Origin of the sequence: Streptomyces sp. enrichment culture (assembly GCF_964272855.1) — a bacterium.
In the GTDB taxonomy this organism is placed as follows: domain Bacteria; phylum Actinomycetota; class Actinomycetes; order Streptomycetales; family Streptomycetaceae; genus Streptomyces.
In genome coordinates this window covers 8822125-8848595 of sequence record NZ_OZ186847.1, presented here as the reverse complement: position 1 = coordinate 8848595, position 26471 = coordinate 8822125, and the positions used below count along the sequence as shown (strand labels likewise).

Annotated in this window: 24 protein-coding genes and 1 pseudogene; 6 read left to right on the top strand and 19 right to left on the bottom strand. The window is 69.1% G+C overall.

The window, feature by feature from the left end:
- Positions 1–9 precede the first annotated feature (9 nt).
- From ACSU6L_RS39775 to ACSU6L_RS39750, 6 genes are all read right to left on the bottom strand, one after another.
- Positions 10–837: a hypothetical protein gene (locus tag ACSU6L_RS39775; RefSeq protein ID WP_437064512.1), complete on the bottom strand. Its 828-nt coding sequence runs from the start codon at positions 835–837 to the stop codon at positions 10–12.
- Complete coding sequence (locus tag ACSU6L_RS39770; protein WP_437064511.1) at positions 834–1358, bottom strand: hypothetical protein; 525 nt, start codon at positions 1356–1358, stop codon at positions 834–836. Before ACSU6L_RS39770 ends, ACSU6L_RS39775 begins: the two co-directional genes overlap by 4 nt.
- 98 nt (positions 1359–1456) lie before the next feature.
- Positions 1457–1858 carry a hypothetical protein gene (locus ACSU6L_RS39765; RefSeq protein ID WP_437064510.1) on the bottom strand — a complete coding sequence of 134 codons (402 nt, stop codon included), beginning with the start codon at positions 1856–1858 and terminating at the stop codon, positions 1457–1459.
- A 752-nt stretch (positions 1859–2610) separates the two neighbouring features.
- Positions 2611–3654, bottom strand: coding sequence for an ABC transporter ATP-binding protein (locus ACSU6L_RS39760; protein ID WP_437064509.1), 1044 nt, complete (start codon positions 3652–3654; stop codon positions 2611–2613).
- Complete coding sequence (locus ACSU6L_RS39755; RefSeq protein WP_437064508.1) at positions 3651–5162, bottom strand: ABC transporter permease; 1512 nt, start codon at positions 5160–5162, stop codon at positions 3651–3653. Before ACSU6L_RS39755 ends, ACSU6L_RS39760 begins: the two co-directional genes overlap by 4 nt.
- A 92-nt stretch (positions 5163–5254) precedes the next feature.
- Positions 5255–6295 (bottom strand): iron ABC transporter substrate-binding protein, encoded by a 1041-nt coding sequence (locus ACSU6L_RS39750; protein ID WP_437064507.1) that lies wholly within the window; start codon positions 6293–6295, stop codon positions 5255–5257.
- Between the two features lie 239 nt (positions 6296–6534).
- On the opposite strand from ACSU6L_RS39750, the gene ACSU6L_RS39745 reads away from it, so the two are divergent.
- Positions 6535–9120 (top strand): AMP-binding protein, encoded by a 2586-nt coding sequence (locus ACSU6L_RS39745; protein ID WP_437065223.1) that lies wholly within the window; start codon positions 6535–6537, stop codon positions 9118–9120.
- 260 nt (positions 9121–9380) lie between these two features.
- Here the strand turns inward: ACSU6L_RS39745 and ACSU6L_RS39740 are convergent, their stop codons facing one another.
- From ACSU6L_RS39740 to ACSU6L_RS39730, 3 genes and pseudogenes are all read right to left on the bottom strand, one after another.
- Entirely contained in the window at positions 9381–9866 is a 486-nt protein-coding gene (locus ACSU6L_RS39740; RefSeq protein WP_437064506.1) for a transposase, read from the bottom strand.
- Positions 9761–10492, bottom strand: a complete 732-nt coding sequence (locus ACSU6L_RS39735) for a helix-turn-helix domain-containing protein (RefSeq protein ID WP_437064505.1) — start codon at positions 10490–10492, stop codon at positions 9761–9763. Before ACSU6L_RS39735 ends, ACSU6L_RS39740 begins: the two co-directional genes overlap by 106 nt.
- Before the next feature lie 105 nt (positions 10493–10597).
- Positions 10598–11478, bottom strand: a pseudogene (locus tag ACSU6L_RS39730) (aldo/keto reductase).
- Between the two features lie 644 nt (positions 11479–12122).
- Here ACSU6L_RS39730 and ACSU6L_RS39725 point away from each other — a divergent pair.
- Positions 12123–12758: a hypothetical protein gene (locus ACSU6L_RS39725; RefSeq protein WP_437064504.1), complete on the top strand. Its 636-nt coding sequence runs from the start codon at positions 12123–12125 to the stop codon at positions 12756–12758.
- Positions 12759–13968: 1210 nt separating this feature from the next.
- Here ACSU6L_RS39725 and ACSU6L_RS39720 read toward each other — a convergent pair.
- Together ACSU6L_RS39720 and ACSU6L_RS39715 are read right to left on the bottom strand one after the other, a co-directional pair.
- Complete coding sequence (locus ACSU6L_RS39720) at positions 13969–15774, bottom strand: trypsin-like peptidase domain-containing protein (protein WP_437064503.1); 1806 nt, start codon at positions 15772–15774, stop codon at positions 13969–13971.
- A complete protein-coding gene (locus ACSU6L_RS39715) occupies positions 15767–16081 on the bottom strand; it encodes a CU044_2847 family protein (protein WP_437064502.1) in 315 nt (104 codons plus the stop codon). The genes ACSU6L_RS39720 and ACSU6L_RS39715 overlap by 8 nt, the downstream gene beginning before the upstream one ends.
- Before the next feature lie 1566 nt (positions 16082–17647).
- Here ACSU6L_RS39715 and ACSU6L_RS39710 point away from each other — a divergent pair.
- The 3 genes from ACSU6L_RS39710 to ACSU6L_RS39700 all read left to right on the top strand — a co-directional run bounded on the left by ACSU6L_RS39710 (position 17648) and on the right by ACSU6L_RS39700 (position 20876).
- Complete coding sequence (locus ACSU6L_RS39710; RefSeq protein WP_437064501.1) at positions 17648–18544, top strand: hypothetical protein; 897 nt, start codon at positions 17648–17650, stop codon at positions 18542–18544.
- A gap of 83 nt (positions 18545–18627) precedes the next feature.
- The gene (locus ACSU6L_RS39705) at positions 18628–18837 is read left to right on the top strand and encodes a hypothetical protein (protein ID WP_437064500.1); all 210 of its coding nucleotides are present in this window, start codon (positions 18628–18630) and stop codon (positions 18835–18837) included.
- 332 nt (positions 18838–19169) lie between these two features.
- Entirely contained in the window at positions 19170–20876 is a 1707-nt protein-coding gene (locus tag ACSU6L_RS39700) for a S8 family peptidase (protein ID WP_437064499.1), read from the top strand.
- Between the two features lie 187 nt (positions 20877–21063).
- Here the strand turns inward: ACSU6L_RS39700 and ACSU6L_RS39695 are convergent, their stop codons facing one another.
- Together ACSU6L_RS39695 and ACSU6L_RS39690 are read right to left on the bottom strand one after the other, a co-directional pair.
- Positions 21064–21573, bottom strand: coding sequence for a polysaccharide biosynthesis/export family protein (locus ACSU6L_RS39695; RefSeq protein ID WP_437064498.1), 510 nt, complete (start codon positions 21571–21573; stop codon positions 21064–21066).
- Positions 21516–22013, bottom strand: coding sequence for a hypothetical protein (locus ACSU6L_RS39690; RefSeq protein WP_437064497.1), 498 nt, complete (start codon positions 22011–22013; stop codon positions 21516–21518). Before ACSU6L_RS39690 ends, ACSU6L_RS39695 begins: the two co-directional genes overlap by 58 nt.
- Before the next feature lie 231 nt (positions 22014–22244).
- Between ACSU6L_RS39690 and ACSU6L_RS39685 the strand changes: the two genes are divergently transcribed.
- Positions 22245–22577: a hypothetical protein gene (locus tag ACSU6L_RS39685; RefSeq protein ID WP_437064496.1), complete on the top strand. Its 333-nt coding sequence runs from the start codon at positions 22245–22247 to the stop codon at positions 22575–22577.
- 49 nt (positions 22578–22626) lie between these two features.
- On the opposite strand, the gene ACSU6L_RS39680 is transcribed toward ACSU6L_RS39685, so the two are convergent.
- The 6 genes from ACSU6L_RS39680 to ACSU6L_RS39655 all read right to left on the bottom strand — a co-directional run bounded on the left by ACSU6L_RS39680 (position 22627) and on the right by ACSU6L_RS39655 (position 26321).
- Positions 22627–22872, bottom strand: a complete 246-nt coding sequence (locus ACSU6L_RS39680) for a hypothetical protein (RefSeq protein WP_437064495.1) — start codon at positions 22870–22872, stop codon at positions 22627–22629.
- 384 nt (positions 22873–23256) lie between these two features.
- Positions 23257–23613 (bottom strand): hypothetical protein, encoded by a 357-nt coding sequence (locus ACSU6L_RS39675; protein WP_437064494.1) that lies wholly within the window; start codon positions 23611–23613, stop codon positions 23257–23259.
- Positions 23614–23687: 74 nt separating this feature from the next.
- The gene (locus ACSU6L_RS39670; RefSeq protein ID WP_437064493.1) at positions 23688–24050 is read right to left on the bottom strand and encodes a hypothetical protein; all 363 of its coding nucleotides are present in this window, start codon (positions 24048–24050) and stop codon (positions 23688–23690) included.
- A 19-nt stretch (positions 24051–24069) separates the two neighbouring features.
- Positions 24070–24981, bottom strand: a complete 912-nt coding sequence (locus tag ACSU6L_RS39665) for an aldo/keto reductase (RefSeq protein ID WP_437064492.1) — start codon at positions 24979–24981, stop codon at positions 24070–24072.
- Positions 24978–26150 (bottom strand): JmjC domain-containing protein, encoded by a 1173-nt coding sequence (locus ACSU6L_RS39660; protein ID WP_437064491.1) that lies wholly within the window; start codon positions 26148–26150, stop codon positions 24978–24980. Before ACSU6L_RS39660 ends, ACSU6L_RS39665 begins: the two co-directional genes overlap by 4 nt.
- A 21-nt stretch (positions 26151–26171) precedes the next feature.
- The gene (locus ACSU6L_RS39655; protein ID WP_437064490.1) at positions 26172–26321 is read right to left on the bottom strand and encodes a hypothetical protein; all 150 of its coding nucleotides are present in this window, start codon (positions 26319–26321) and stop codon (positions 26172–26174) included.
- Positions 26322–26471 lie beyond the last annotated feature (150 nt).

The window sequence follows — 26471 nt, the reverse complement described above, 5'->3', positions numbered from 1 at the left end:
GCCATGAAGTCATTTTTGTTGTGAGTTCCCGCCGCGCTCATGGGCCGGTGCTGGGGCCTTCTTGGCCGCTTGAAGGAGTTGGGCGATGGTGCGGTCAGTCGCTGCCCACATGGTCTTCATTCCGTACGGTTCCTGTTCGGCATCGCTGAGGAACTGCTCGCCTTCCGGATCACGAGAGATACTCACTGTCATGTATGGATCGGTTTCGCCCTTGGCAAACGGCGCCCCCTCCCACCACTGCGGCAGTACCCACCATGCGGTTGCGAAGTCGCCCGCGTGCGTTAGGTTGAGCAGTTCGCTACTGCGGTAAATCCTGGAATGATATCGATAGAAATCATCCCCCGGCTGTGCGACCCACTTGGGGGCGTCCCATGTGTGCTTCCCTTCCGTGTCCCACGAGTGCTCCGCGGAGGCCTTGTAGCTGTTTCCCAACTTGCATCTGTCGGCCCTGATGTAAGAGATGCCTGCACTGACCTCGACGCGGCCGACGTCAGATCGCAGAGGCAAATCAACAGTGACGTCTGTTGAGAAGTCGTCACCGGGGTCCAGCGCGTCGCCCGGGAACCCAACGTTGCCTGTTCCCAACATGTGCGAACGAGAGTAAGTGACATGTCTCAGTGTGCCGCCGTACTCCCAGAGCTGTGTTTTCAAGTCACCCATGGTGTTGCCTTCTGTCCTGAACTTGGTCGGGTAGCCATTGACTTTCCACATGGTTCCCACAACGAAGATTCTCACGGAACCCGTGTTACGGAATTCGATATGTGCTGGCACGTGAAGCACCGCGCCGTCGGCACTCATCGTAGGGTCACCGAGGGAGACACCGAAGGGTACCTTCACGGGAATTGAATAGGGACGTACATCTGCGAGTAGGTGAGGCCCGCGGCCCCGACGATGCCGGACACTACAGCGCTGATTGCGACGCTCTTGGGATTCGGGATCTTTTGCCAGATTTTCTGCCGAGTCAACGTCCACAGTGCCCAGATCGACCAGATACCCAACCCGATCCACAGCCAGAGAAACCGGGTGTAGTCCCCGCCCTCAATCTGAATGACCATGAACATCAGATTGGTGCCCGTCACGGAACCGACGCCCATCAGAACTGCCTCGCCCGAGTACCGAAGGACCCTCGTGCGCCAGTAGTCCCATAGGGCAAGAGCGGCGACCACCTCCACCAACGCCGCAGCCATGAAGAAGGCGCCCATGACGCGCCCCCCGAACGCCAGCGCATTGAACGCGTCTTTGACTCCCACACAGGACAGCACGCTGGCGGATGTAAGAAGCCCTAGAGCCATGCCCATGGCGGTAGCACGCCTTCTCCACGGGTGGTCGGGCCAGGCCACAACAGGTTGATTCTTCATGGCTAAAGAGTGGGTGTTACCCGCTGATCGTCTCCGCAATGACACGCGTCCGCACCGGGCGGCGGCGAACCGTACTCGTGTTGCAGTTCGGGACTGGCTTACCGACTTTGAAAGAGCGTTCGCCCGTCGCCTGCCTGGCCGGGTGTGAGGACGAAGGCGAGCGGGCGACAGCGGCTGGCCGCAAGCCCAGCATCGGTCAACGCAGTGTCCAGCGCCTTGGCGAAGTCGCCATACGCGCTGTCGTAGTTCAGCCCGGCGAGACTGTTGCAGTCGCCGCAAAGGCCACGCATCCACATGCCGCCAGCAGCGAGCCAGCCGATGCTGCGTACATTGTTGTGGAGCCGAACGGTTGCACTGGTCACCTTGCCCCGATTGCCGGCCACCTGTGGCGGCACATGCGCCTTCGTCATCTCGCGCACCTCGCCGCAGAGGCCGCATGGGCGAAGGCCCGGTGCGCGAAGGTCAATCCCCAGGGTGCCGGGAGGCCGCTTGTCAGACATCCAAGAGAGCGTAATAGGCCCTCACGCCCGACCGCCGGCCTCTTATGTGCGCCCGAGCGCAGCGGCCCGGCACGCTGCGCATGCACCGTCCTGATGTCAAGGGCGCCGGTCGCGGACCGTCCCTGCCCGCAGGCGCGCACCGTCGTCTCCATCCGGTTTGCGATCACCTGGTGCGTGTGTGTACTCGCCGAGGCGGGAACGCTCCGCGGATCGACGGCGTTGGGACCGAGAAATTCTCCCAAATTTTGGCCCCTTGGGCCCCGACAGCACACAGTCTGGAATGGCCAGGCCACTCGGAGGCACTGTTCGGGACTCCTTCCGCCTGTGCGACTCGGTTGAGACGACATAGGCCACTGCGGCCCGCTGCCGCGGTCCGGGCTGGCTACGAGAGTCTGGTGCTGGGGCCCCAGGGCTCAGTGACGGGCTGTCACCAGGCTGGCGGGGCTGAGGGTCCGTGTCTGCCACCGGACCAGCCAGCGGTGCATGGCACGCCATGCCCGTCACGCCGAGCGGCCTCAGTTGCCGCGAACTGCCTCGCTGTGGGTCATCGCGCGAATGCGCCGCTGCAGAACGCGTCGTCCTGTGACAGGGCCCGGTAGGTGGCTCCTTCCCATCCGTTGGGCCTGAGCGACATCGCATTCAGTCCAGAAGTTGCCGATGGATAGTACTGGGCGGTGTTTCTCGGATCATGTTCGGAGCGAGATGATGACGGCTGCGAGGGTGACGGTTTTCAGACAGACACAGGCGCGGCGCTACGGATGCAGAGCCCCCTCGCCGTCCACGCGCACGCCCGTCTCGTCCCCCGGCCGGACCCCGACGGGCCCCGCGACCCGGATGTCGACCGGCGCGTCATGGCCCTCGACGGCCACGGTCACCATGGCGTCGTGCCCGTAGTAACGGACGTCGGTGACCTTGCCCGTGACCGCGCCCTCGGTGTCGGGGCCGGTGAGCCGGAGTTGTTCCGGGCGGAGTAGGACCGTGCCGGTGCGCAGGCCGTCGGTGGCGCCCGTGAGGGGGACGGGGCCGAGGGCGGTGTGGGCGCGGCCGTCATGGTGGACGGTGGCGGGGAGCAGGACGGCGTCTCCCACGAAGTCGGCGATCCAGGGGTCGGCGGGCCTGCGGTAGAGCTCCTGCGGGGTGTCGCACTGGGCGACCTGGCCGTCCCGGACGACGGCGACGAGGTCGGCGGTGGACAGCGCCTCTTGCTGGTCGTGAGTGACGAGGACCGCTGTCGCTCCGGCCGCCCGCAGCGCGGCCCGTACGTCGGCGCGGACTCCCGTCCGCAGGGCGCTGTCGAGGGCGTTGAACGGCTCGTCCAGCAGCACGAGTCCGGGCCTCGGGGCGAGGGCGCGGGCGAGGGAGACGCGCTGCTGCTGGCCGCCCGACAGCTCGTGCGGCATACGGTCGTCGTATCCGGCGAGGCCGACCAGTTCCAGCATCTCCTCGGTACGGCGCCGCCGTTCGGCCCGGTCGAGGCCGCGCAGCCCGAAGGCGACGTTGCGGCCGACGCTCAAGTGCGGGAAGAGAGCGCCTTCTTGCGGCACGATGCCGATCCCGCGGCACTCCGGCGGCAGGTGCAGGCGGGGGCCGGTGACGAGCCGGTCGCCGAGCCGGACTGTGCCCGCGTCGGCGTGCAGGAATCCGGCGACGATCCGCAGCATCGTGGTCTTGCCGCAGCCGGAGGGGCCGAGGACGGCGGCCAGCGCCCCTGCCGGGACGGTGAGTTCGAGCCCTCGCAGGACCGGGTCGGAGGCTCCGTAGGACTTGGTGAGCCCTTCGATGTGCAGTTCGTTCATGTCCGGTGCCTGCCTAGGAGGTACGAGGGGACGGCGGCCAGCAGGATGAGCGCGGCGGCGTAGGGTGCGGCCGCCGCGAAGGATCCGGCGCCGGTCTCCGTCCACAGGCGGGTGGCGAGGGTGTCCATGCCGGTGGGGCGCAGCAGCAGGGTCGCGGGGAGTTCCTTCATGCAGACCACGAAGGTCAGCGCGGCCCCGGCGGCCACTCCGGGGGCGGCCAGCGGGACGGTGATCTCGCGCAGCACCTGCCACGGCCGCCGTCCGAGCGAACGGGCCACGTCCTCCAGCGCGGGCGGCGCCTGGAGCACGGCCGCGCGGGTGGCGGCCACCGCTACCGGGAGGAAGAGGACCGCGTACGCACAGACCAGGAGTGGGAGTTGCTGGTAGAGGGGGTAGGCGTAGCTCACGGCGAAGAAGACCAGCGCGAGGGCGACCGTGATGCCGGGCAGCGCGTGGCCGGCGTAGGCGGCCTGCTCCAGCAGGCGGGCGCCGCGGCCCCGGTGACGGGCGGCGATCACCCCGACCGGCAGCGCGAGGACGGTGGTGAGTGCCGCGCCCGCCGCGGCGACACCGAAGGTGGTCCAGGCCGTCTCCGCGAGTGTGCCCATGTCCCAGGTGGCCGAGCTGCCGGCGGTCAGCCAGTAGCCGAGGGTGCCCAGCGGGAAGGCGACGGCGACGGCCACGACCGTCCCGCACCACAGCAGGGCGAGCGGCCGCCACCGGCCTAGGGGTGCGGGTACGGGCGGCCGGGCCGTGCCGGTGCCGGTGCGGGTGTGCCCGGCCCGGCCGCGGGTGCGGGCCTCGGCGGCGACCAGCGCGACGGTGAGCAGGACCAGCAGGACGCTGAGCGCGGCGGCGGGGGTGCGGTCGAAGGAGGCGCGGTAGGAGGTGTGGATGGCCCGGGTGAAGGTGTCGTACCGCATCAGCGAGACCGCGCCGAAGTCGGAGAGTGCGTACAGCGCGACAAGCAGGGCGCCGCCCGCGGCCGCCGGACGCAGTTGTGGCAGCGTCACTTTCAGGAAGGTCCGCAGGGGCCCGTGCCCGAGGGAGCGCGCGGCCTCCTCCTGCGCCGGGTCGATGCCGCGCAAGGCGGCGGCGACCGGCAGGTGCACGTACGGGAAGCTGACGAGGGTCAGGGAGAGAGCGGCGCCCCCGAATCCGGCGAGCTTGGGTTCGGCCGACAGCCATGCGAAGGCGGCCACGTAGCTCGGCACGGCCAGCGGCAGCGTGGCCAGCACCGACCAGGCGCGGGCGCCGGGAAGGTCGGTGCGCACGGTGAGCCAGGCCAGCGAGACGCCCAGCACCACGCAGGCGGCGACGACCACGGCGGTCAGGCCGAGGCTGCGGCCGAGGAGGTCGAGGGTGCGTTCGTCGGAGACGACGTCCCAGGCGAAGGCGGGGCCGCGTTCGAGGGCGCGCACGGCGAGGTAGCCGAGGGGCAGCAGGGCGAAGAGGGCGGCGACGCAGGCGGGGACCAGCAGGACCAGGGGCGGTCTGTGGCCCGGCACCCGGAGCGGTCGGGGCGCACGGTCGGGTGCGGCCTCGCGACCGGCCGGGGCTCCGGCGGGTCGCGAGGTGAACGGCGATGCGGGCACGGCGGTCAGACCAGGCCGACGTCCTGGAGCATGGCCAGGGTCTCCTGGAGGGACTCCAGCCTGCCGAGGTCGATGTCGGGGGACTGCAGGGAGTCGAACGCGGGCAGGCCCTCGACGGTGCTGGTGACGCCGGCGGCGAGCGGGTATTCCTTGGTCTCGTCCGCGAAGTAGGTCTGCGCCTCCTTCGACAGCAGGTAGTCCACCGCCTTCTGGGCGGTCTCGCCCTGTCCGCTGTCCTTGAGGATGCCCGCGCCGGCCACGTTGATCAGCGCGCCGGGGTCCTCGCCGGGCAGGAAGTGCAGCTTGGAGTTGACGTTGTCCTCGCCCTTCTCGGCGACGCGCTCGTACCAGTAGTAGTGGTTGACCAGGCCCAGGGAGACCTCGCCGGCCTCCACGCCGTCCAGCGTGGCCAGGTTGTGGGCGTAGGTCTTGGCGCCGTTCGCCTTGAGGTCCTGGAGCCACTTGCGGGTGACGTCGTCGCCCTTCAGCACGCGCATGCCGGTGACGAACGCCTGGAAGGAGGCGTTGGTGGGCGCGAAGCCGACCTTGCCCTTCCACTCGGGCTTCACCACGTCGAAGACGCTGTCGGGGACCTCGTCCGCGGCGATCTGGTCCGGGTTGTACGCGATCACGCGGACGCGGCCCGAGAGACCGACCCAGTCTCCGGCGGAGCCGCGGTAGGCCTCGTCGACCTTGCCGAGCGTGTCCGCAGGCAGCTTCTGCAGCATGCCCTCCCTGGACAGGGCGCCCAGCGCGCCGGCGTCCTGGGAGAAGAACAGTCCGGCCTTGGTGCGGTCGCCCTCCTCCAGGATCTGTGCGGCCAGTTCCGCGCTCTCGCCGTAGCGCACCTCCACCCTGGTCCCGACGGCCTTCTCCAACTTGTCCAGCAGCGGGTCGACCAGCTTCTCGTTGCGCCCGGAGTAGATGACGAGGGCGGAGTCGCCGGCCTCGCCGTCCTTGTCCTCGGAGCCGCATGCCGCAAGCGCGGGGAGCAGAAGGCCTGCTGCGGTGAGAGCGGTGATCCGGCGGACGGAGGGGCGTCTCATGGGTGTGTGCCTCCCGCTGTGCTCGCCTCACCCCCCTGGTCCGTGCGGAGCAGAGGCGAAGCGAGTCTGTGGCTTTCCTGTGGCTTGAATATGACTCCGCTATGAATAAGGTATGGCTTACCTAAACGTCAAGGGTTCTGTGCTAGCAAGCGGACAATGCCGTAGAAAGGGCCCGCCCAGTGAGCCGATCCGGTTCCCTCCCGTCACCTGCCACCCCCCAGTCACCCACGCAACGATGGCTGAAAACAGTCCCGTTCGCGCATGACCTCGCGGCCCACGGCGACCGTCCGGCGCTCGTCACAACCGACGGCGAACTGTCCTACCGAGAACTGGCCGAACAGGTGGCAGAGACGGCCCGGCGCCTCGGGCCGGTACGGCGGCTGGTCATGCTCGCCGGGGCCAACAGCGCCGACGCACTGGTCACCCACCTGGCCGCCCTGTCCGCCGGACACCCGGTCCTGCTCGTCCCCGGCGACAGCGAGAGCACGATCCGTTCACTCACCGAGGCCTACTCCCCCGACGTCGTGGCCCGCCCGGACGCCGACGGGACCTGGACCCTCGACGAACGGCACCCGGGAAGCGCCCACACCCTCCACCCGGACCTCGCCCTGCTGCTCAGCACGTCCGGCTCGACCGGCTCCCCGAAACTGGTACGCCTCTCGCACGACAACGTCCAGGCCAACGCCGAGGCCATCGCCGCCTACCTGGGCATCGACGACACCGACCGGGCGGCCACCACCCTGCCCATGCACTACTGCTACGGCCTGTCCGTCATCCACAGCCATCTGCTGCGCGGCGCCGCCCTGATCCTCACCGAGCGGTCGGTGTCCGAGGCGGCCTTCTGGGAGGAGTTCCGCACCGCCCGCGGCACCTCGCTCGCCGGGGTGCCGTACACCTTCGACCTGCTGGACCGGGTCGGCTTCGAGCGGATGGACCTGCCGCACCTGCGCCGCCTCACCCAGGCCGGAGGGCGGCTCGCCCCGGAACGGGTGGCGCACTACGCCGGGCTGGGCCGCCGCGCCGGGTGGGAGCTGTTCGTCATGTACGGCCAGACCGAGGCCACGGCGCGCATGGCCTATCTGCCGCCGCACCTGGCCGCCGGGCGCCCCGAGGCCATCGGCGTGCCGATACCCGGTGGCTCCTTCCGGCTGCATCCTGTCGACGGCCACGGCCCGGACGTTGGCGAACTGGTCTACTCGGGCCCGAACGTGATGCTCGGCTATGCCGAGAGCCCCGCCGACCTCTCCCTGGGCCGGACCGTCGAGGAACTGCACACCGGAGACCTCGCCCGGCGCGCGCCCGACGGGCTGTACGAGATCGTCGGCCGCCGCAGCCGCTTCGCGAAGATCCTCGGACTGCGCATCGACCCGCAACGCGTCGAAAACCTCCTGGCACTGCACGGGGTCACCGCCTACTGCACGGCGCACGGGGAGGCCCTGGCGGTGGCCGCGCTGGTGGGCACCGGCGAGGAGGCGCACGTCCGGCGGCTGATCGCCCGGGAGTGCGGACTCCCGGCCCGTGCGATACGGGTCCGGATCGCGCCCGAACTCCCCCGCCTGGCATCGGGAAAGCCCGACTACGAGACGGTACGACAGCTGACACGCCCGCAGCAGCAGGAAGCCGCCGGCACCGTGGACGACCTGCGCTCTCTCTACGCGGAGATACTCGACCACCCCGACGTCACCGAGGACAGCAGCTTTGTCAGCCTGGGCGGCGACTCCCTGTGCTACGTCGAGATGACCCTGCACCTCGAGGAGGCGCTCGGCCACCTGCCCGCCGACTGGCACACGACGACCATCCGCGACCTACAAGCCCTGGCGGCGGCCACGACCGAGGGCCGCCGCCAACCGGACGGCCCCAGAACACACCGGGACCGGGGGGTGACACGGGCTGTGCGTTCCTGGACGGACCCCCGGTCCTTGAGGAGCCGCCGCACCCTGGAGACGGGCATCGCCCTGCGCGCCGTCGGGATCGTCCTCATCGTCGGCTCGCACGTCCAGCTCTTCAGCATCAAGGGCTTCGCCCACATCCTCATCGCCGTCGCGGGGTACAACTTCGCCCGCTTCCAGCTGACCGCCGCCGCCCGCCGTGAGCGCGTACGGCGCCTGTGGCGCAGCATCGCCCGCATCGCGGCGCCGAGCATGGTGTGGATCAGCGGCGCGGTGATCCTGACCGACTTCTACGACCCGGCGAATGCCGTCCTGCTGAACAGCCTCCTCTCGCAGGGCAACGACCGCTTCGACTGGGCCTACTGGTTCGTAGAGGCCCTGGTCTACTACCTCGTCGTCCTCACTGCCCTCATGGCCCTACCCCTGCTGGACCGGCTCGAGCGGCGACACACGTTCGGGCTGCCGCTCGTGCTGGTAGCCATCGGACTGGCAGGCCGATACGACCTGTTCGGCTTGGCCTCCGCTCGCCCCCAGCTGAGCCCCTCCGTGGTCTTCTGGCTGTTCGCACTCGGGTGGGCGGCCGCACGAGCGGGCACCGTCCGCCACCGGGCGCTGCTGACCGCCGTAGTCCTCCTCACCGTGCCCGGCCTGTTCCAGGACCAGCCCCTGCGCACGACCCTCGTGATCATCGGGCTGGGACTGCTGATCTGGGTACCGACCCTGCCCAGCATCGGCCCGGTCAACGCACTCGCTGGCGTCCTGGCGAGCAGTTCCCTCTACATCTACCTGACGCACTACCAGGTCTACCCCTATCTCCAGGAGGACTTCCCGCTCACGGCCCTGTTCGCCTCCCTCGCGGTCGGCGTCGGCTATGCGGCGATCGTGAACCGGGCGGCGGGCGCGCTGCGCTCCCGCCGGTCGAGCAGGCTCCCTTGACCAGCGACAGCGCACCGGTCCCTCAGGCACTTCCCGGCTGCGGCCGGTCGTAGTGGCGATGCACACCGTGCTCTTCCGCGGTAGGAACGCCTCGCGTAGCAGCCGCCGGGAGCCCGCCCCCCCCCCCATGCACACCACTCGCCGATCCGGTCGCCAGTCGCACCATTCCACGGTCGCCTCGCGGTCCCAGGCACCCACAACCACGGCCAGCTCCCGCCGACCAGCTTAGTGGTCGGCTCCGAAAGTCCTTCGGGGGTTGATCAAGCTGCGAGTGCGACGGAGGATTCTTCCTGGTGATCGGTGGTGTGCCGATCGAGTCTGGCCGGCAGATCGTCCAGGTCGGAGGTGGTAAGTCTCCACTGTAACGGCTGTGCCGTGGCGTTGTAGCGGTCTTCGAATGCTCGAAGCCGGTTCCGGACCTGGGTCAGGTCTGTGAAGTCGTTGGGCGAGATGGCCGTGCGCTGCACGATCGAGAAGAAGATCTCGATCTGGTTTGTCCAGGAGGCGTGGACGGGGGTGTGGACCATGACCGCGTTCGGAAACGCCTTGGCCAGACGGTCAATGGCCTTCGTCCCGCGGTGAGATGAGCCGTTGTCGACGATCCAGAAGACGCGTCTGGCGCTGGCGTAGGGCTCGGTGGTCATGACCTGTTCGACCAGGGCGATGAACGGCGTGATGCCGGTGGTGGCCTCGCAGCGGCCAAAGACTCTCGCCAGGTGGACGTCGTAGGCGGCCAGGTAGGCCACGGCGCCGCCGCGGCCGTACTCGTGGTTGACGGCATCGTCCTGGCCCGGCCTGGAGCGAGGGTCGGGTGACATCGGCAGCGGGCCTGGACCGAGGTCTTCTCGTCGCTGGAGATCACGTACTCGTCCGGGCCGAGGGGTTCACCCTCGTAGGTGCGGGCGTAGAGGTCAAGGATGCGCTGGGCTTTGGCGCGGAAGCCCGGGTCCCGGATAACGATCCAGGACTGGTACTGCCAGGGTTTGAGCGCGTCCTGGCGAAGCCAGCGGCGCACGGTGGACGCCGAGTCGGTGTCGGTGATGCTCCGCGCGGGCAGTTCGGCGGCCAGTTCCGGGCACGACCAGCGCGCCAGCGGCACCCCGGTCTCGGCCGGGAGCTGGCAGGCCAGGGCCTTGGCCTCGGCGACCTGCACGGGCGTGAAGCGGGCCGGGCGCCCGCTGCGCATGCGGTCGTCCAGAGCCAGCAGACCGCCGCCGGCGAACCGGCCCCGCCAGGTGCGCACGGTGTCCACGTGCACCCCCACCTCGGCAGCAATCCGCGCGTTGGACCTGCCCCGAGCCGCCAGGGGCACGATCTGCGACCGGACCCTGCTCTGGTGCGGAGTCTTGTGACCGTAGGCCGCCTTATTCAACCGGTGCCGCTCGGCGGCAGTCAGGGTTATGCGACGGGCGGCGGGAACTGGCAAGGCAGACAGGCCGATCAGCAGAAGTGGATCACAGCGCCATGGGGATCTTGGTCATGCTTCGTGGTGGAGTGCGTCCAGGGCGGTGAGTTCGTCCTCGGACAGGCGCAGGGAGCCGACGGCGACGTTCTGAGCGAGGTGGTCGAGGTCACCGGTGCCGGTGATGGCCAGAACGTGGGAGCCCAGGGGCAGGGTCCACGCCAGCCGAATCTGGGCCGTGCTCACGCCGTGGGCGCGGGCTATGGCGACCACCTCCGAGTTGTTGTCGGTGGTCGCGCCGCCTTCGCGTCCGGTGCCGGCGATCGAATAGAACGGCACGAACGCGATGCGCTGTTCACCGCAGAGGTTCAAGAACGCCTTCTGCTCGGGTGATGCGCCGATGCCATACATGTTCTGGACGCAGACCACGGGCGGGATGGCCTGGGCCTCGGCGAGGTGGTGGGGGCGGATGTTGGACAGCCCCAGGTGGCGGATGAGTCCGGCCTCGCGCAGGTCGGCGAGTGCGCCGAAGCGTTCGGCGATGGAATCGGTGCCGAACGATGCGCAGGTTCACCACGTCGAGATAGTCGCGGCCGAGCTGACGCAGGTTCTCCTCGACCTGGCCGCGCAACTGCTCGGGGGTGGCATGCGGCAGCCACTGGCCCGAGGGATCGCGGCCCGGTCCTACCTTGGTGGTGATGACGAGGCCGTCTCCGTAGGGGGCCAAAGCACGGTTGATCAGTTCGCTGGCGGAGCGCAGGGGCGAGAAGTAGAACGCGGTCGGTGTCGATGTGGTTCACGCCGAGCTCGACCGCGCGACGCAGCACACGAATCACGTGGTCACGGTCACGTGGGACGGCGTCGACCGCGAACGCCTCGCCGTGTTGGGGCAGGCGCATCGTGCCGAAGCCGATTCGGTTGACCGTCAGGTCGCCGAGTTTCCAGCGCTGGGTCATGGCGATGGATCACGCGCAGTACGTCGACGGGGGTGCCGGCGTCTGCGTGACGCTGGGCGTGGGAGTGGCGGAAGGCGTAGGGGTAGATCAGGGACCGGTCGAAGAGCAGTCGTTGTCCTTCGGAGTCGGCGCCCTCGGCGTGGAGCGGGGGCAGGGCGTCTGCCCAGTGCCTGAGGGCGTCGCTGAGGTAGGTGCTGGAGATGCAGGGGGCGTCGCTCAGGGGGGTGAGGGACGGAAAGAGGTATTGGCCTCCCTTGGCGGGGAGGTGCAGCTGGTCGCGGCAGGCTTGAGCGTGCCGGGCGCACAGGCGCTCAGGGCCAGCACCCCGCCCCAGCACCCGCCCAACCCACGCCGTGCGCATCGCGTCCGAGAAGGCCGCTCCCACGCCTCAGCATCGTCTGGGTGATCCTGCGACAAGCGGGTCCGCAGACCGAGGGCAGGCCAGTTCGGGCAGCGACGATTCACTGATCAGGCCCGGGGTAACGACCGGCCAGCCTGCGGGCTCGCCGGGGGGACGCCGAGACGGCCATGGGCGGGTGACGGGGCAGCACGGCGCAGCAGCACAGGGGTCATCAACGGCACGTCGAGGAGCCGCAGTCCCTGGTGGCCCCTCGCAGTGCCACGGGTGGCCACGAGTTTTCCCGATGACCAACGTCGGTTTCCCTGCCTATGCTGGCGTGATGGGTGTGGGGATCGAAGTCCTGATCGTGGACTGGCCGCAGGTGGAGGCGGCCGCGCCCGGTGACCGGGAAGAGTTGCTGATCGATGCCGCCTTCGAAGAGGCGTACAGCGACGACGTCTTCGAGCACGGCTGGTCATGGCCCGCGCAGCCGGGTCATGCCTGGTACGGCAGATACGCCTTTCGGAACACGCTCGGCTCGTACAAGCCGCACTTTTGGGCCGGGCACCGCTGGGACCACATGCGCGACTTCGTCGAGCCGAAGCTGCGCGACTGTTTGGACCGGTTCAACGACGCGCTGTTCTGGCACCGTTTGGAAGACACCACCGGGGTCGGGTCCGGCCTTCCGGATCAACCGTGCACCTGGGACGCGGATCTGCTGCTGTGGTGCCCGCCCGATCACATAGCGATGATCGCCGGATGGTGGCAGCAGGCGGAACCAAGCCTGGAAACTCTGCGTGAGCCGTTCACCCGGCATGCCGCAGATTCCAGCGGCTGGATCACGACGTTCGAATCGTTTGCCGACCTTCTCACCGACTGGGGGAAGGTGGTCACGGAAGCAGAGCGCCGCGGCTGGGGCATCGTCGGCTTGCGCTGCTGAGCTCACTCCGCGATGGGCAGCGCATGTATGTGGTCCGCTGAGTGGCTGGTGGACTTATCCGGAAGCGGGGACCTGCCGGGAAGTGGACGCCGACGTGCTGCGGGATCGTCGCCTGTCGGCGGTCAAGTCCGTCTGGGAGGCGTTGCGTCCGTTGGGGGTGGGCCCGCACGAGGTCGAGCGGGTGCTCCTGGCGCGAGACGAGGCTCTCGGCGACCGAGTGGCAGCGCACGCCGCCCGAGCCGGTTGATCTGCCCTCACTCGCGGCCCGTGCCGCGGCTCTCCCGAGCCGTGTGGTGGCGGTGGAGGCGCTCTGGCACGGCGATACCGTGCACGGCTGGTACGTGCTCCTGGTCGCTGTCCGGGACGCCCCCAGAACAGAGGGTTATTTGGCGACCGTCTACCACCGCCAGAGGCCCTCCTCCCGGCGTTGCCGCCGCCCAGGCCGACCGAGCACTGGCCGGCCGTCTTGGTGTGCCCTTCCACTTCGCCTCCCCGGACGTGCCCAATGACGTCGCCCCGAACCGGCAGACCGCCCAGCGCCTGACGGAAGGGCCGTGCCCCGGAGGCCGCGGGCGGATCACGATGACGTCCCGGCCGGGGCCCACACTGCACATGGACGCCAAGCTCGACGAGCAAGCCCGGCAGCGACTTGGCCCAGCAGCTCGCTGAAGAATCCGGGCACCCCTCGGTTTGCCGCCTCCACGAGTGACTACACGCCGGTCGCCGGGCGCGGCGTGACGGAGGACCGCTGCACAGGACACGACCTGGTCGTGGACCTCGACAGGGGTTTCGCCGTACGTCTGGCCCGGACCGCTCTTGCCGTCATAGCCCTCGCACTCCTTCCCGCCGCCCGGGCCACACCCGCGGCCCAGGCCCCACCCATCATCCGCACCACTCATCGCGAGCACGAGCCGCAGGCACGAGGTGCGCACGAATTACGCCACCTTCACGGGAACGTCCCCGTCGCTCTGGTTCGGGGCGTTGGCGTCCGCAAGAGGAAAGGCGAGCGGATACTGCCGTTACGGAACAGGCTGGACCTCTGGAGGGCGAAAGACGAGGACTTCCGGAGCGGGACCGACAAGATCGAGATATACCACGGTATGGGCGGGCCGCGCTCGCCGAACCGGCGACGGAACGGCGCAGGGAAAACGGGACGGCGTGACCTTGGAGCAGACCTTCAGATGCGGCCTTCACACGCTGGGCGCGCGTATCAGGGATGGCCGGAACTCCCCGGAAAATAGAACTCGTTCACCTTCTGGTTGAACTCCCAGACCAGGTTCTTGACAGTGCCGAAGTCTTGCCCAGAGCGTAGGGCGGCGACGACCTCGCCGGGGAGATCGTCCGGGAAGCCGAGCGACACGCACCTCCTCTCGACGCCGGACGCGATGGACTCGCGCAGGACGTCATCGGGATAGATCAGCCAGCCCACCAACCTGGTGCAGATCCACAACAGGCTGTGGGAGTCCTGGCCGTAGCGCTCCCTCAGCACGGTCAGCAACGGATCCGGCAGCCGGTGGAGCAGGTAGTGCACCGCGTGGGCACCGTCCTCGGCAGGGTTCCCGGTGGCTTCGAGGAGGCCCGCCACCGGGAGGTCCAGGCGTGCCCCGTATCCACGGGCCCGCCCCATCAGGCCGCCGGCCAGCCCGGGCGCCATGCGTTCCGACCGCGCGAGAGCGGCGAGACAGGCGCGCCACGCCATCCGCCAGAGGGTGCACAGCGACAGCCGCGCCCAGAGATGGCGGCGGACCTGGTGCTCGTACCAGAGGGAGACCTCGTCATCGAAGGCGAAGGCGCCGTCCTGCATCACCTCCTGGCCGGCCGCGCCCGCCATCGCCCCGGCGCGTTCGACCAGCTCCCGCGGGAGCTCCAGCTCCGAGGCGAGCGCCAGCAGGCCGCGGGTGCTCTCGGCCCGCTGCTCCGGAGACAGCTGCGGGAGCATGGCGGGGCAGACCCCGATCTTGAGGCCGAGTTGGAGTGCTGCCACGGCCCTGGCGCCGAAGTCCGGCGTCCCGCGCTCGCCGTGCTCCCGTCGGAGCTGCCCGGCGATCCGATTGGCATGGCCGATCCGCAGGACGGTGGCGTCGTTCCCCTCCTCCTCTGCGAGCCTGCCTGGCGGGGCGACGACGGACAGGAAGCGGCAGGCGTCCGCGCAGATCGCCCGGTACTCCGCCAGGTACCGCTCCCGCTCGGCCAGCTCCTCGCTGCCCTCTCGGTACCGGTGCGCCACGGACTCCATACGCCCCAGCCGTGCGAGTGCCGATCCGAGGCGGTACGAGCGGCGCAGCACCGCGCTCGGCGGAACGGGCACGTTCTCCGGCGCGGGCAGCGGGGTGTCCTGCTCCCATAAGGAGTTCTCCCACAGCACGTCCCGCAACGGTCCCGGCAGCGTCAGTCCGGGGTCCTCCAGCGCGGCGACCGGCGCGGCCCAGCCGCCCAGGTCGGTGCGGAGGTCGCGGGAGGCGGCGATCACGCCGAGCACCTCGTCCGGCCGGGCGGCGTCGACCAGCGGCGAACCGGACAGCCCCGCTGCGGCCTGCCCCGACGCCAGCCGCAGATAGCCGTCGCCCTCGTGGCCCTCGAAGCGGAAGGAGACCGGCGCCCCGTCGGGAACCTCCCCGTCCGCCCGGGGCGCGTAGCCCCACGCCTGGTACCACCCGCCGACCGCGAGCCGCCGCTGCGGCCGGAGCGGCAGCACCTCGTGGTGCAGGTCGCTCTCCAGCTCCAGCAGCGCCAGATCCGGCAGCGGCCACAGCACGCCCTGTGTCGGAGGTTCCGTGCAGGCCACCACCCGCGCGGCCACCGGTGCCGAGCCCAGGGAGGGGTCGGGGACCACGAGGACCTCTTCCAGCGGGATGCCCGTCGACGCGTCACATACCACGTGCGCGCAGGTGAGCACCTTGCCGTACGCGACGAAGAACCCGGTGCCGAGCGTGCCCTGCCTCCTCGGGGAATGCTCGTCGGGGACGTCCAGCCGCACGATGAAACGGCGCGACAGGCGCCAGTCGAGCTCACCCATTGGCGGATTCCGGGGCCCTCCAGGTGAGGCTGACCTTCAGGCTCGCCGTCCCGCCGCCCTCCACGATCAGTCCCACGAGCTTGCCGCCCTTGGTCGTCACCGACAGCCCGAACTCAACGGTCGCCTCCGACGGCCTCACCCGGTCCCATGCCTGGGCCAGTTGGGCCGCCACCGCCTCGACGCACTCCCGGACCTCGTCGAAGGACACGGCCCGGCCCAGCCCGACGGTCTGCGGTCCACCGCCCCCCGCTACCTCCATGTAGAACTCTGAACCGCCCGCCTGCACCAGCACCTGCTGTCCCGGCATGTACTCCGCCCTCCCCAACTTCCGTTGCAGGCTCGATTCTTACCGGACTGCTGGCGCACGTGCCTGATGTTCGAACGATGTTCTGCGCATGAACACCGTGAGGATCGTTTCACCGAGTTCACGCGGGCAGCTGCCGGCGAAGACGTGGACGTGGACGTGTCCAGGTTCCAGGCGCATGAGGAAGGCAGTCTGTAACGCCACGACCTACGCGAACGCCCAGGCGTACGCGAACGCCCAGGCGTCCAGGCGCCCACAGGGGAGATCGCCGGACTGTTCACGGTCGGTACCTTCGCGACGCGTGCCGCCGCCACGTGCGTCCTTGCCCGGGACATCGAAACGCCGGGCAGTCGACTGTCGCGGAGCCGTGGCAGGCCGGCTCGTGCCGTCATCAGTGTCAAGGCATCTCGGCCTCACCGGCACGGTGCTCACAGCGAGGGGATCGGCATGCGCCGGCGGCACACAGGGCGACGGGAGAAGCCGTCGTACGACAGCATCCCGACCGGACTCCGTGCCCGTGCCGCTGAGCTGGAAAGCCGTGTTCCCCCGGTCGGGGCCGGCCCGCCCACCGATGCGGCGCACCGCGCCAGTGGACATCGTCGTGCGGTGGGCGAGTGGACTCATCCTCGGTGCGCGCCCCGGATGGGAGATCGGGCATGAACCGGTTGGTGCCCCGCTCAGTGGTCGCGCCCTGCTCCCCTGCCGGGCCGCGGCGTGTGGTGCTGCCGCTGATCGGTGGGGCCGGCGGGCTCGGTCGGCGGCTGCGGCTGCTGGTGGTCGGCGATGGCGCGGCGGCGGGCATCGGCCTCCGCTTGACCCCCGCATCGTGAACGTGCCGTACGTGCCTGAACACCCCGCAGATATCTGTCAGGCGCGGCGACTGAGGGACACATGCTTCATATGCCGGTCGCCCGCTCGACACTCGAGATAACGGAGGTGGTCTCCCTACGCCAGCCTGAAGTTGGTCGACCGACCATGGCTCCAGCGCTGCGGGACTCGACCCCGTGTCTCCCACACCGCAGGCCAACCATCTTGCTCGATCAAGACAGATGCGTCCGTTGAGAACGATCTATCAGTAGCAGACCCCGGTATGGACGCATTTTTCGTTAGGAGTTCTAAGGGCTCGGGCGCAGGCGTGGCGCCCAGACGGCACCGTGGCCCGCGGCCGGGATGTCTCACCGACTGCCTCCTGGAAAGGGCAAATGATCCGTGGGCCGCAGGCCCGTAATGACCGGGGCGCCCTCGCGTGAGTGTCTGCTCCGTCGGCGGCTTACGGATTTCAACTCCATCGTGAGAGCCGCCAGGACCTTCGGGCGCCGCCCTCATTGCGGTTCTTGATGCCGGTGCTGACGCGGTGCTTCATCCGGCCGTGCGCAGATGAGTCTGAGCGTTCGTGGCCCGGCAGTTGCTGTCCGAAGGGAGGCAAGCACACCTTTGATGAAAAGGGCAATATTGCGCCGTCAACTAGCTTCTGTTGCCGCACCCCTGGTAGGCGTATAGGTTCCCAAGGGACAAAACAGACATATGCCTCCGATTTGTCTCGGAGGTGTACGCGAGAGGATGTTCGGAATGACGACTCCCAACGGTGGTCAGCAGGGAGCTGCCCAGGCTCTCGGGAACCTGCTGGGGCAGGGGATACCCTTCGGTGCGCAGAGCGCCGGCCAGGCTCAGCCTCAGGTGGCCACTGCGGGCCAGCAGCAGCTGGACCCCCAGTTCTTGGGCGTGCTGCTGCCGATCCTCGGCACCGTGGCCCAGGGCATCATCAGCCAGCTCGGTACGCAGCAGGGCCAGCCTTCGTCCGCGCAGCCGCAGGGGGCCATGGGCGGCCAGCCGCAGGGTGTGAGCCCGCAGTTCTTCCCGGGATTCCCGTTTGCTCCGCCGCGGCCCGAGAACCTCTTCCGTGGCGGCTCCAAGGTCGTCGAAGGAATCGGCGACATCTTCGGGCTCAGCGCTCAGCAGGGCCAGCCTCAGGCGGCCGGCGCAGGCCAGCAGCAGCTGGACCCCCAGTTCGTCGACGTCCTCCTCAAGATGATCCCCATCGTCGCGCCACCCGTCATACGGATGATCGCGCAGAGTGCGCCGCAGGGCCAGCCCTCGTCCGCGCAGCCGCAGGGGGCCATGGGCGGCCAGCCGCAGGGTGTGAGCCCGCAGTTCTTCCCGGGATTCCCGTTTGCTCCGCCGCGGCCCGAGAACCTCTTCCGTGGCGGCTCCAAGGTCGTCGAAGGAATCGGCGACATCTTCGGGCTCAGCGCTCAGCAGGGCCAGCCTCAGGCGGCCGGCGCAGGCCAGCAGCAGCTGGACCCCCAGTTCGTCGACGTCCTCCTCAAGATGATCCCCATCGTTGCGGAACCCGTCATGCGCATGATCGCGCAGAGTGCGCCGCAGGGCCAGCCCTCGTCCGCGCAGCCGCAGGGCGTCGGCCCGATGGGTGCAGGACAGCCCATGGCTGCGGCGGGCTGGAGGTAGGAGTGAGCTCCGCAGGCCTCGCAGGGGCCGGCGTCAGCGCCGGTACAGCCCTCCCGCCGGAATTCCGGGACATCGTCCAAGGTATGTGCGCGGCAATGCTCCGCCGGATCCACCTCTGGCTCAAGCAGGCCGTCTTGGATGTTCCGGAGTTCGCCCAGGCCGTTCCCGCCCTCAGGGAATCCGTCCGGCTGTACCAGTACGGCCAGTACGACGCGTGCCTGTCGCAGGTGACGTCCGTGGGCCGCACGCTTGAGGCTTCGCGGGCCAGCTATCCGGGCCTGCCGCCACTGTGACTCCTTCTGCCGGGCCCGGACCGGTCGGCGGCCGGTCCGGGCCCCGGCTGCCGTATGTCATCGGTTCCGCTGATCCGGCCACGCTGAGCAGCCTCGCGACGGCACTTGCACAGGATGCGGCGGTGACGGTCCGAGGGCAGCACGGTCCTGCCGATCGGCCGACATTTCTCCTTGTCGACATGACACCCGATCACGCAGACCTGCTGCGCCGCAGGTATCCCTACGTGACCATCGAGTTCGACGCGCCGCTCGAACCGTATACCTAGCCTTCCTGGCCTGCCGAAACCGCATAGGTACGGGGTCGGCACGACGTCAGGACAGTCGGAGACACTATGAGCGAGAAGAGCCCATTTAACCCCGACGCACCAGAGCATGAAGTCCAAGAGCGTCCTCAACGCTGGCTCGTGGCACCGCTGCCCGGGGCAGTGCTCCCCCAGGGAGTCAGCCCCCTGCCGCCCGACTCGGTTTTCGACCAGCTCGCCGCGGAACCGGACGTAGAGCTCCAGGACCGCATCGCACCCAGCGAAAAACTGCAGACACTGTCAGATGACTCCGCGTTCCCAGAGGTCGGGGTCTTCACGATGACAAAAGAGCGCGCCCGCCGGCTCAACGCGGAAGTCCCCATCCACGTAGAACGCGACAACCGGCTCATCTACGGCGTACCCACGGCTTCCCCCGAAAACGTCCAGGCATCCCTGAACCCTGCAGCCATGCCACCCCTCAGCGGCGAAACGCGTCTGGCCTTCGTCGTCCGTGGCAGCGACGGGACTCCGCTTGCACGGGCAACGGTGGCGCTGACCGGGGCATCGTGGCCTGCAAAGGGCATCACGGGCCCGGACGGACGAGTGGTGATCTCCCTCCCAGGTGAAACGCCGGGATCGATCGCTGCGGTGTACGCCCAGGCCGAAAGGGATTACTGGGACCGCTGGGTGATGCACCCACAGCTGGTCACGGATGGCGACAACGTCATCACACTGGCCCGGTTGGACGAGACGATACCCGACTTCCCCGGCCGCCAGATGTTCGGCTGGGGGCAGAAGGTCATGCACCTGGACCGCATCCCACCCTCCTACCGCGCCCACGGAATCAAAGTAGCAGTCATCGACTCGGGAATCGCGACCTCACATCCTGACCTCGCGGACCAGGTGGTCGGTGGCATGGACGTGGCCGACAACGCAGGATGGAGCGTGGACGTCATCGGCCACGGAACACACTGCGCGGGCACGATCGCCGGTGCGGACACCGGCACGGGGGTCATCGGAGCCGCCACGGAGGCCGAAATCCATGCCTGCAGGATCTTCCCCGGAGGTCGCATCAGCGCGCTCCTCGCCGCCCTGGACTACTGCATCGAGCAGAACATCGATGTGGTCAATCTCAGTCTCGGTACCGGGGAGTTTTCGCCGCTGGTCGCCCAGAAGATCGCAGCGGCACGGAGCATGGGCATGGCCTGCATCGCCGCCGCGGGCAACAACGGCAGCGACAAGGTCCTGTTCCCGGCGTCACTCGACACCGTGCTGACGGTTGCCGCTCTGGGCAAGGTCGGGGAGTGCCCACAGGACAGCTCTCACGCCTTCCAGATGTTCGGCAAGCCCGATTCCGAGGGGTACTTCTCCGCGAAGTTCAGCGCCTACGGACCGGGCGTCGATCTTTGTGCCCCTGGTGTGGCCATCATCTCCTCGGTGCCGCCTGACGGCTACGTCGCTCAGGACGGAACATCCATGGCCGCACCCCACGTCACGAGCCTTGCCGCTTTGACGCTGGCCCACCACCCGGACTTCCATGAGCAGTTCGTTCCCCGGAACGAAGCGCGTGTGGAGCGCCTGTTCCAGATTCTCCGGGACAGCTGTCAGCCGCTCGACTTCGGCGACCCGCGCCGCTCCGGGGCCGGACTGCCCAACGCGGTACGGGCCCTCGGCCTGGAGTCCGGCATGCTGCTCGGCGGTGCCACAGCGGGCACGACCGGCGGCTTCTCCCGTACGTCAGCCATGGCCGCTGTCGAGCAACTCGGGCAGGAGTTGGCACGCGCGGGTATCGCCTGACGATGCCTTTGCCCGTCGGCCCCAAACCGACGGAACAGCCCGTGCGGTAAAAGATCGATGAGATCAACTCCGCGCCGACCCCAGAGGAACAGGGCACACCACCCTCGGCGCTGGCGGCCATGAACCCCGTCAGGGCCGGGAGTCTCGCCGCCGCCGGCTTGCGGCACGCCGCAAGCCGGCGAGTGTCTCATGAAAGGTGTACGCGGGTCACGTTGACCAGAGGCCGAGGGAAGAATCGCCCGTCCAGCAGTCCCTGCTCGATTGCATGTTCCGCCTCGAAGAGCCGGTGGTCGCGCACAAGTACACTCCCCAGGAAGGGGATGCTGATGGCCCCCGATCCATCGACCGGAAAGGACCCCGAAGCGGGGTCGACCTTGCCACCGGTGTCCAGGAACCTCACAAAGAGCGTGTCACCCGGTTGAATCGTCCTCTGCCAGTCGACACGTGCAAGGGCAAGGGAAAGATTGACCGTGATGGTGCCGCCGAGAGCACGGTCGGCGATGAGCCTGTCGTGGATCTCGTCGCGGAGATCCGGTGTGAGTGGCTTGCCCTCCGCAATGATCGGTGCCAGATCGGGAATGCGGATCAGGCGGGACGCATCGACAGGATACTCATGCGAATACGTCGACACCGTGCCTGTCAATTCGCGGACTTCGGCATGGACGATCTCGCCCAGCTGTAGCGAAGCAGTAGACATGATTGTTCCTCCCGCGTCAACACTTTGGTCGACGCGAAGTTCGGAGGCAGACATCCCCCTCTGTATCCAGAATGCTCTTGCCCGTGGCGGCGTGCCACCCCGAGATGGTCACACGCAGAAGGCCGCCGTTTCCCCGGAAGGGGCAGGATGCGGCTGGCGATGCGGAAGGCCATGTTGGTGTGGATCTCCAGGTGGTTTTCCTGGTGGCAGATGACGTTCAGGTAGCCGCTGATGCTGGCCATCGCGCTCTTTCGCGGCTGTTCCAGAGGGTGGGGGTGTTCGCGCGTGGTCATCAGGCACTCGAAGAGGAGAGCCTGGAAGGCCAGTTGCCCCCGGTCGGTGGGGTCCAAGGCGGGGCGACCGCCTTTCGGCTGGAGTCGTCCCAGGTACAGAAGGTGGGCGAGTTCCTTGCTGATCCGCTTGTCGGTCGTATGCGGCATGAAGTTCCTGCTCCGGCTGTCCCCCGGGCGGCAGCCGTGGAGGAAGTCATGCACGGGCACCGAGAAAAGATGTTGCGGGACCGGGCATCCCACCCTTGAGGCATCTGCGACTCCGCCCGGGCGGATCGCTCGCCTCCAGGCCGTCCTTGGCCTGTCAGGTTCACTGTACCGAACCACGCGCGGCAGACACCACGACACGCCGGGTGAAGCGACCTCGTACGGTCCAGTGGCATGGCGAGTAGTTCGTCGTGGCACGGTGGAAAGGATCCGGTTCAGGACACCGGCCGCACCACCACTCTCGTCCAGGCGGCGAGCAGCACCGTCGCCGGGCTACTCGCTCCGGCCCGGCGTGGTCATCCGTGGATGGGCTGGTCATTCTCCGCCAGGTGGGGCAGCCGGGAGCCGCTGGACGTTACGCTGGTGGAACCCGAGCTGGTGGTGGAAGTAGGCGTCGACGTCGCACGCGATGCCTCCGGCCGGTGGCGCCACCCCGCTCGCCTGCACCGTGCCCGCCCCGACCTCTTCCCCGCCGACGTCCCCCGCACGACGGCGCCGCCGCGCTGACGCCCGAGCTCGACTGCGTCCACGCCGCCCGTCCCGCCAGCTGGGTGCGTCAGCGGCCGGCGCGGCAGTCGTAGACCGTGAGAGACAGGGCCTTGACCGCTGCCTGGGCGCGTTCGGTGTCCTGGCCTTCGTCGATGGCCTTCAGCGCCGCGGCAGCCGACACCCGAACCGCACGGGGCAGGCCGTCGTAGGCGGCAAGCCGGTAGGCGACGGTGCGTCGGGCCTGTTGTTCCTCTTCGTTCACTCCGTCAGGGGTAAGCGGGAAGACGGCGGCGTGGTACAGCGCAATGCCCATCAGGACCGCGTCGGCGGTCCCTTCTGTGCCCCCTTGTTTCGGCGGCTCGCCGGGAAGCCACCAGACGGCGGCGGTAGACGAACAGCCCGGCTCCCGCGCCCAGGCCGACTACACCCGCCCCGGTCGCGGCCCCCCACCGGCCGCCCAGGAAAAAGCCCAGACAAGCTCCGAAGCCCGCCCAGCACACTGCCAGCGCCACGGATATCGCGTTGATGCGGGTGGCGAGCGCAGGCGTCATGACCAGCAGTATGCACACGCCCTTGAAGGCGCTGACCTGCCGTGGTCGGGGCTGTACGTGTCATGGGTGGGGGCGTGGTCGGCCTCAGGTCGGGTTTCGTGGTCGCCCCACCATGAGGGACCCGCCGGTGTTCCTCAGCGCCCTCTTCAGCGGTGGCGCAGTTCCTCTGCCCAGATGCGGAGCTGGTCTTCGAGGGCGAGGTTGTCACCGCGGGCCACGGTCTGGAGCAGTTGGGCGCACACAGTTGCTTCGGCGGCGAGGCCGGCCGGGCTGCCCAGGATCGGGAAGACGGTGCGGAGGCGGGCGGCGGTGTCCGGCTGGAGCAGCGTGTAGGCGTAGAGGGTGGCGGCGTCGAACCCCTCCGGCGCGCGCCCCCAACCCTCCCAGTCCAAAAGCCGCAGGGGCTCGGTGAGGTTGGCCCAGTGCACGTCGGAGTGGGCGGTGGTCCAGCAGATGGCGGCGGGTGCCGGGATGCCGACGAACTGGGGGATCGCCCGGTCCATGTACTGCTGTCTTACGCAACGCGGTCGGTGTCGACGGCCGACACCTTCGCCAGCGTCCCGGCGAGGTCGGCCCACTAGGAGTCCGGCAGCTGGAGGTCGTGCTGGAGGATCGGGTCGTCGGACAGGACCGGCTGGTCGACGCGCGCCGACAGTTCCGCCCGGTAGGCGGTGCCGTCGTCGACGGCGTCGTGGACGGCCAGGAGCGCGGGCCTGTGCCCGTCGAGATCGCCGAAGACGTGCTGGGCATCGAGGGCGCCGTCCCACAACTTCCCCGACGCCTTGCCCTCCGGCACGGACACCAGCCGCAACCACGCCGGGGCGCCGGTGGCGGTGCGGGCCGGGGCACCCAGGGTGCGCCCGGCCCATCCCCAGAACTCCCCGCCCGGCTCGGTCTGCACGTCCAGGGCCTTTGCGGCGCGGACGTGGTGGGCGCGCATGCGGCGCTCGGTGTCCGGGTCAGGCGGAGGCGAGTACGCCAGTGATCTCCCGCAACTTGGCGGCGGTCAGGGAGGGTTGAGCGACGGCGTCAGCCGCCTCTCTCCAGTGTGGCGCACTGGAAACGGCGATGAGGACGTCCGTCACCCCTGGGCATGACGCGACCGCCAGAACGCACGCCTGTGCGGGCGTCAGGCCCGGCCGAATGAGGTCGGCGAGCTCCTGGCCGACCATGCCAGGCAACTCACCGCCGTGCAGCGGGGTGGAGGCCATCACCCGCAGTCCCGCGCCAGCGGCGGCCGGGAGCGGGCCCCGACCATGAAGGGCCTGCGCGATCGGCGTCATCATCACCAGGCTGACGGGCAACTGGACCGCAACCAGGTGGTGACGCTGCCCGCCAGCGGCTTCGACGGCCAGGGCGAGCAGCTCCCCCACCGTGAAGACCTCTTCCTCGAGGCCCGCCCACGTGGCGATACCGTACCCGGTCACGTGCCCAGCCGCCGCGGCTTCTTCAAGGACGGCGAACGCGTTCCGTATCGCGTGGTGCAGGGCGCGGCGGTCGCCGGTGTATGCGCGCTCGGGGTTGTGGAGCAGGACCATGTCCAGCGCGTCGCGCCCGAGTTGCTCGCGGTTGCGGGCGATCTGCCAGCGCACGTAGTCCGGGACGAGGCTGTGTCCGGCCGGAGCCTGGTCCTCGGTGAGGGCACCGGCATTCACGGCTTCGGCACCGGTGGCCACGGTGAAGTAGCCGACCTTCGTGGAGACCCACAGCGACGGGTGGGCGGCCAGGGCCGGGGCGAGCAGTTTCTGCGCGCGGCCGGCGGCGTAGTTGGGGGCGGTGTCGATCCACTGCGCGCCGGAGGCGGCCGCATGGGCAGCCGCCTCCGGGATCGCCCGGCACCGGTAGGTGCCCAGAGCGAGTTGTGCCGTCACAGCAGGCTCCCCACCGTCGCGGCCTGCCCGGCTACGAGCTCCTGGACCAGCCCGGCGACGTCATCCAGAGCGAGGCCGGCCGTTTCCGCGAGCGTGGCCAGGTCCACCGTGCGGCCGTCGACCAGCGGGCGCAGCACCGCCTCAGCGGCCGGGGCGAACTCGTATGTGCTCCCGGCGGCGGACAGCGTCACCGCGTCCTCTCCGGTCTCCAGGGACGCGCGGGCCGTGGTCAGCCGCACCCGCAGGCTGCCTTCGGCCGGAATGCCGTCGATGTACGGCAGACTCGGCACCATCCTGCCGACGGCCTGTCCGTCCATGGCCGCCCGGTAGCGGGTGATCAGCGTCGGGTCGTCCAGCAGTTCGGCGAGTCGCTTGCGCATCCCGTCCACGGCGTCGGCCTGGACGTCGGGGGCGGCGAGCAGGGGCAGGTCGCGCCTCCAGTCCTCGTGCGTGAGCAGCTGCTCGGACACCCACGCCATCAGGTCGATCGCGGTGTGGGTTTGCAGGCCGCAGGTGACGTGCAGAGAGCGCACGCCCTGGTCGGCGGAGACCGCGTGCCACACGCCGCGCGGCACGTACAGCACGTCGCCGGGATGGAGGACCAGGTCGGCGACGGGCTCGCTAGGCGCCTCGCCCGGGTACGCGATGTCGCAGTAGAGCGGGAACGGTCGGGTCGTGCCGTAGATCCGCCACCGCTTGGCGCCGTCCAACTGGACGATGACGGTGTCGTGGTCGTCCCAGTGAATGCCGAAGCCCTCGGTGCTGGTCCACGAGGCGTAGAGGTTGGCCTGCACGCGGGTACGGAGGTCGCGCTCGATCGCTTCGGCGAGGCGGGCGATCGGCGGGTGAAGTTCGTCGACGCTGTCCAGGGCGAGCGAGGCTCCCTCCTGGAGGCGGGCGTGCAGTTCGGCCGGGTGGAGGCGGTGCCACACGGTGTGCCGACGCGTGGCCACCGGGGCGGTGTATCCACCGACCAGCAGCGTCTCGCCATCGCGGGACAGCCGCATGCGCGGCGGCTCCAGCCGGTGCGCGGCCAGGATGTTGTTGAGGTCGTCCCAGGTCATCAGTCCGGCGACGTCGAGCGCGCCGGGTACGTGGCGGTGTTCGCGGTGCGCTGCCTGGGCGAGGAAGTCCTCGCCCAGGCATGCCGCGATGGACAGATCCGTCATCGCGTCAGGGCTCCCGGTCCGTCAGTCGTTGCCGTCGCTGCGGCCGGTGCCGCCGCCGTCCGAGGGGATGGCGTTGCGGCATCGGGCGGCGACGATCAGCCGGCGGGAGCGGACCAGGCCGCCGGTCGACGGCCCGGACGTGGCGGGCGGGGGCTGGACGGGACTCTGCATGAGGACCCTCCTCCTGATCGGTCGGCCGCCCCCTGGACGGAACGGCCGCGAACACCCGCCAGTGAAGCCGGGGCAGCCTCTTGCGCTAACCCCTCCATGGGGGCCCCACGGTGGGTATGGTCGTGAGGTTGACGACTGTCATTCCACGAG

What these genes read in the sequence shown, in the direction of transcription:
- ACSU6L_RS39770 (WP_437064511.1), bottom strand. Translation starts at nt 1,358, where the DNA reads ATGAAGAATCAACCTGTTGTGGCCTGGCCCGACCACCCGTGGAGAAGG.
- ACSU6L_RS39715 (WP_437064502.1), bottom strand. Translation starts at nt 16,081, where the DNA reads ATGCCGGGACAGCAGGTGCTGGTGCAGGCGGGCGGTTCAGAGTTCTAC.
- ACSU6L_RS39675 (WP_437064494.1), bottom strand. Translation starts at nt 23,613, where the DNA reads ATGGACCGGGCGATCCCCCAGTTCGTCGGCATCCCGGCACCCGCCGCC.
- ACSU6L_RS39760 (WP_437064509.1), bottom strand. Translation starts at nt 3,654, where the DNA reads ATGAACGAACTGCACATCGAAGGGCTCACCAAGTCCTACGGAGCCTCC.
- ACSU6L_RS39655 (WP_437064490.1), bottom strand. Translation starts at nt 26,321, where the DNA reads ATGCAGAGTCCCGTCCAGCCCCCGCCCGCCACGTCCGGGCCGTCGACC.
- ACSU6L_RS39670 (WP_437064493.1), bottom strand. Translation starts at nt 24,050, where the DNA reads ATGCGCGCCCACCACGTCCGCGCCGCAAAGGCCCTGGACGTGCAGACC.
- ACSU6L_RS39750 (WP_437064507.1), bottom strand. Translation starts at nt 6,295, where the DNA reads ATGAGACGCCCCTCCGTCCGCCGGATCACCGCTCTCACCGCAGCAGGC.
- ACSU6L_RS39705 (WP_437064500.1), top strand. Translation starts at nt 18,628, where the DNA reads ATGTGCGCGGCAATGCTCCGCCGGATCCACCTCTGGCTCAAGCAGGCC.
- ACSU6L_RS39685 (WP_437064496.1), top strand. Translation starts at nt 22,245, where the DNA reads ATGGCGAGTAGTTCGTCGTGGCACGGTGGAAAGGATCCGGTTCAGGAC.
- ACSU6L_RS39690 (WP_437064497.1), bottom strand. Translation starts at nt 22,013, where the DNA reads ATGCCGCATACGACCGACAAGCGGATCAGCAAGGAACTCGCCCACCTT.
- ACSU6L_RS39660 (WP_437064491.1), bottom strand. Translation starts at nt 26,150, where the DNA reads ATGACGGATCTGTCCATCGCGGCATGCCTGGGCGAGGACTTCCTCGCC.
- ACSU6L_RS39765 (WP_437064510.1), bottom strand. Translation starts at nt 1,858, where the DNA reads ATGTCTGACAAGCGGCCTCCCGGCACCCTGGGGATTGACCTTCGCGCA.
- ACSU6L_RS39720 (WP_437064503.1), bottom strand. Translation starts at nt 15,774, where the DNA reads ATGGGTGAGCTCGACTGGCGCCTGTCGCGCCGTTTCATCGTGCGGCTG.
- ACSU6L_RS39700 (WP_437064499.1), top strand. Translation starts at nt 19,170, where the DNA reads ATGAGCGAGAAGAGCCCATTTAACCCCGACGCACCAGAGCATGAAGTC.
- ACSU6L_RS39725 (WP_437064504.1), top strand. Translation starts at nt 12,123, where the DNA reads ATGACCAACGTCGGTTTCCCTGCCTATGCTGGCGTGATGGGTGTGGGG.
- ACSU6L_RS39695 (WP_437064498.1), bottom strand. Translation starts at nt 21,573, where the DNA reads ATGTCTACTGCTTCGCTACAGCTGGGCGAGATCGTCCATGCCGAAGTC.
- ACSU6L_RS39680 (WP_437064495.1), bottom strand. Translation starts at nt 22,872, where the DNA reads ATGGGCATTGCGCTGTACCACGCCGCCGTCTTCCCGCTTACCCCTGAC.
- ACSU6L_RS39710 (WP_437064501.1), top strand. Translation starts at nt 17,648, where the DNA reads ATGACGACTCCCAACGGTGGTCAGCAGGGAGCTGCCCAGGCTCTCGGG.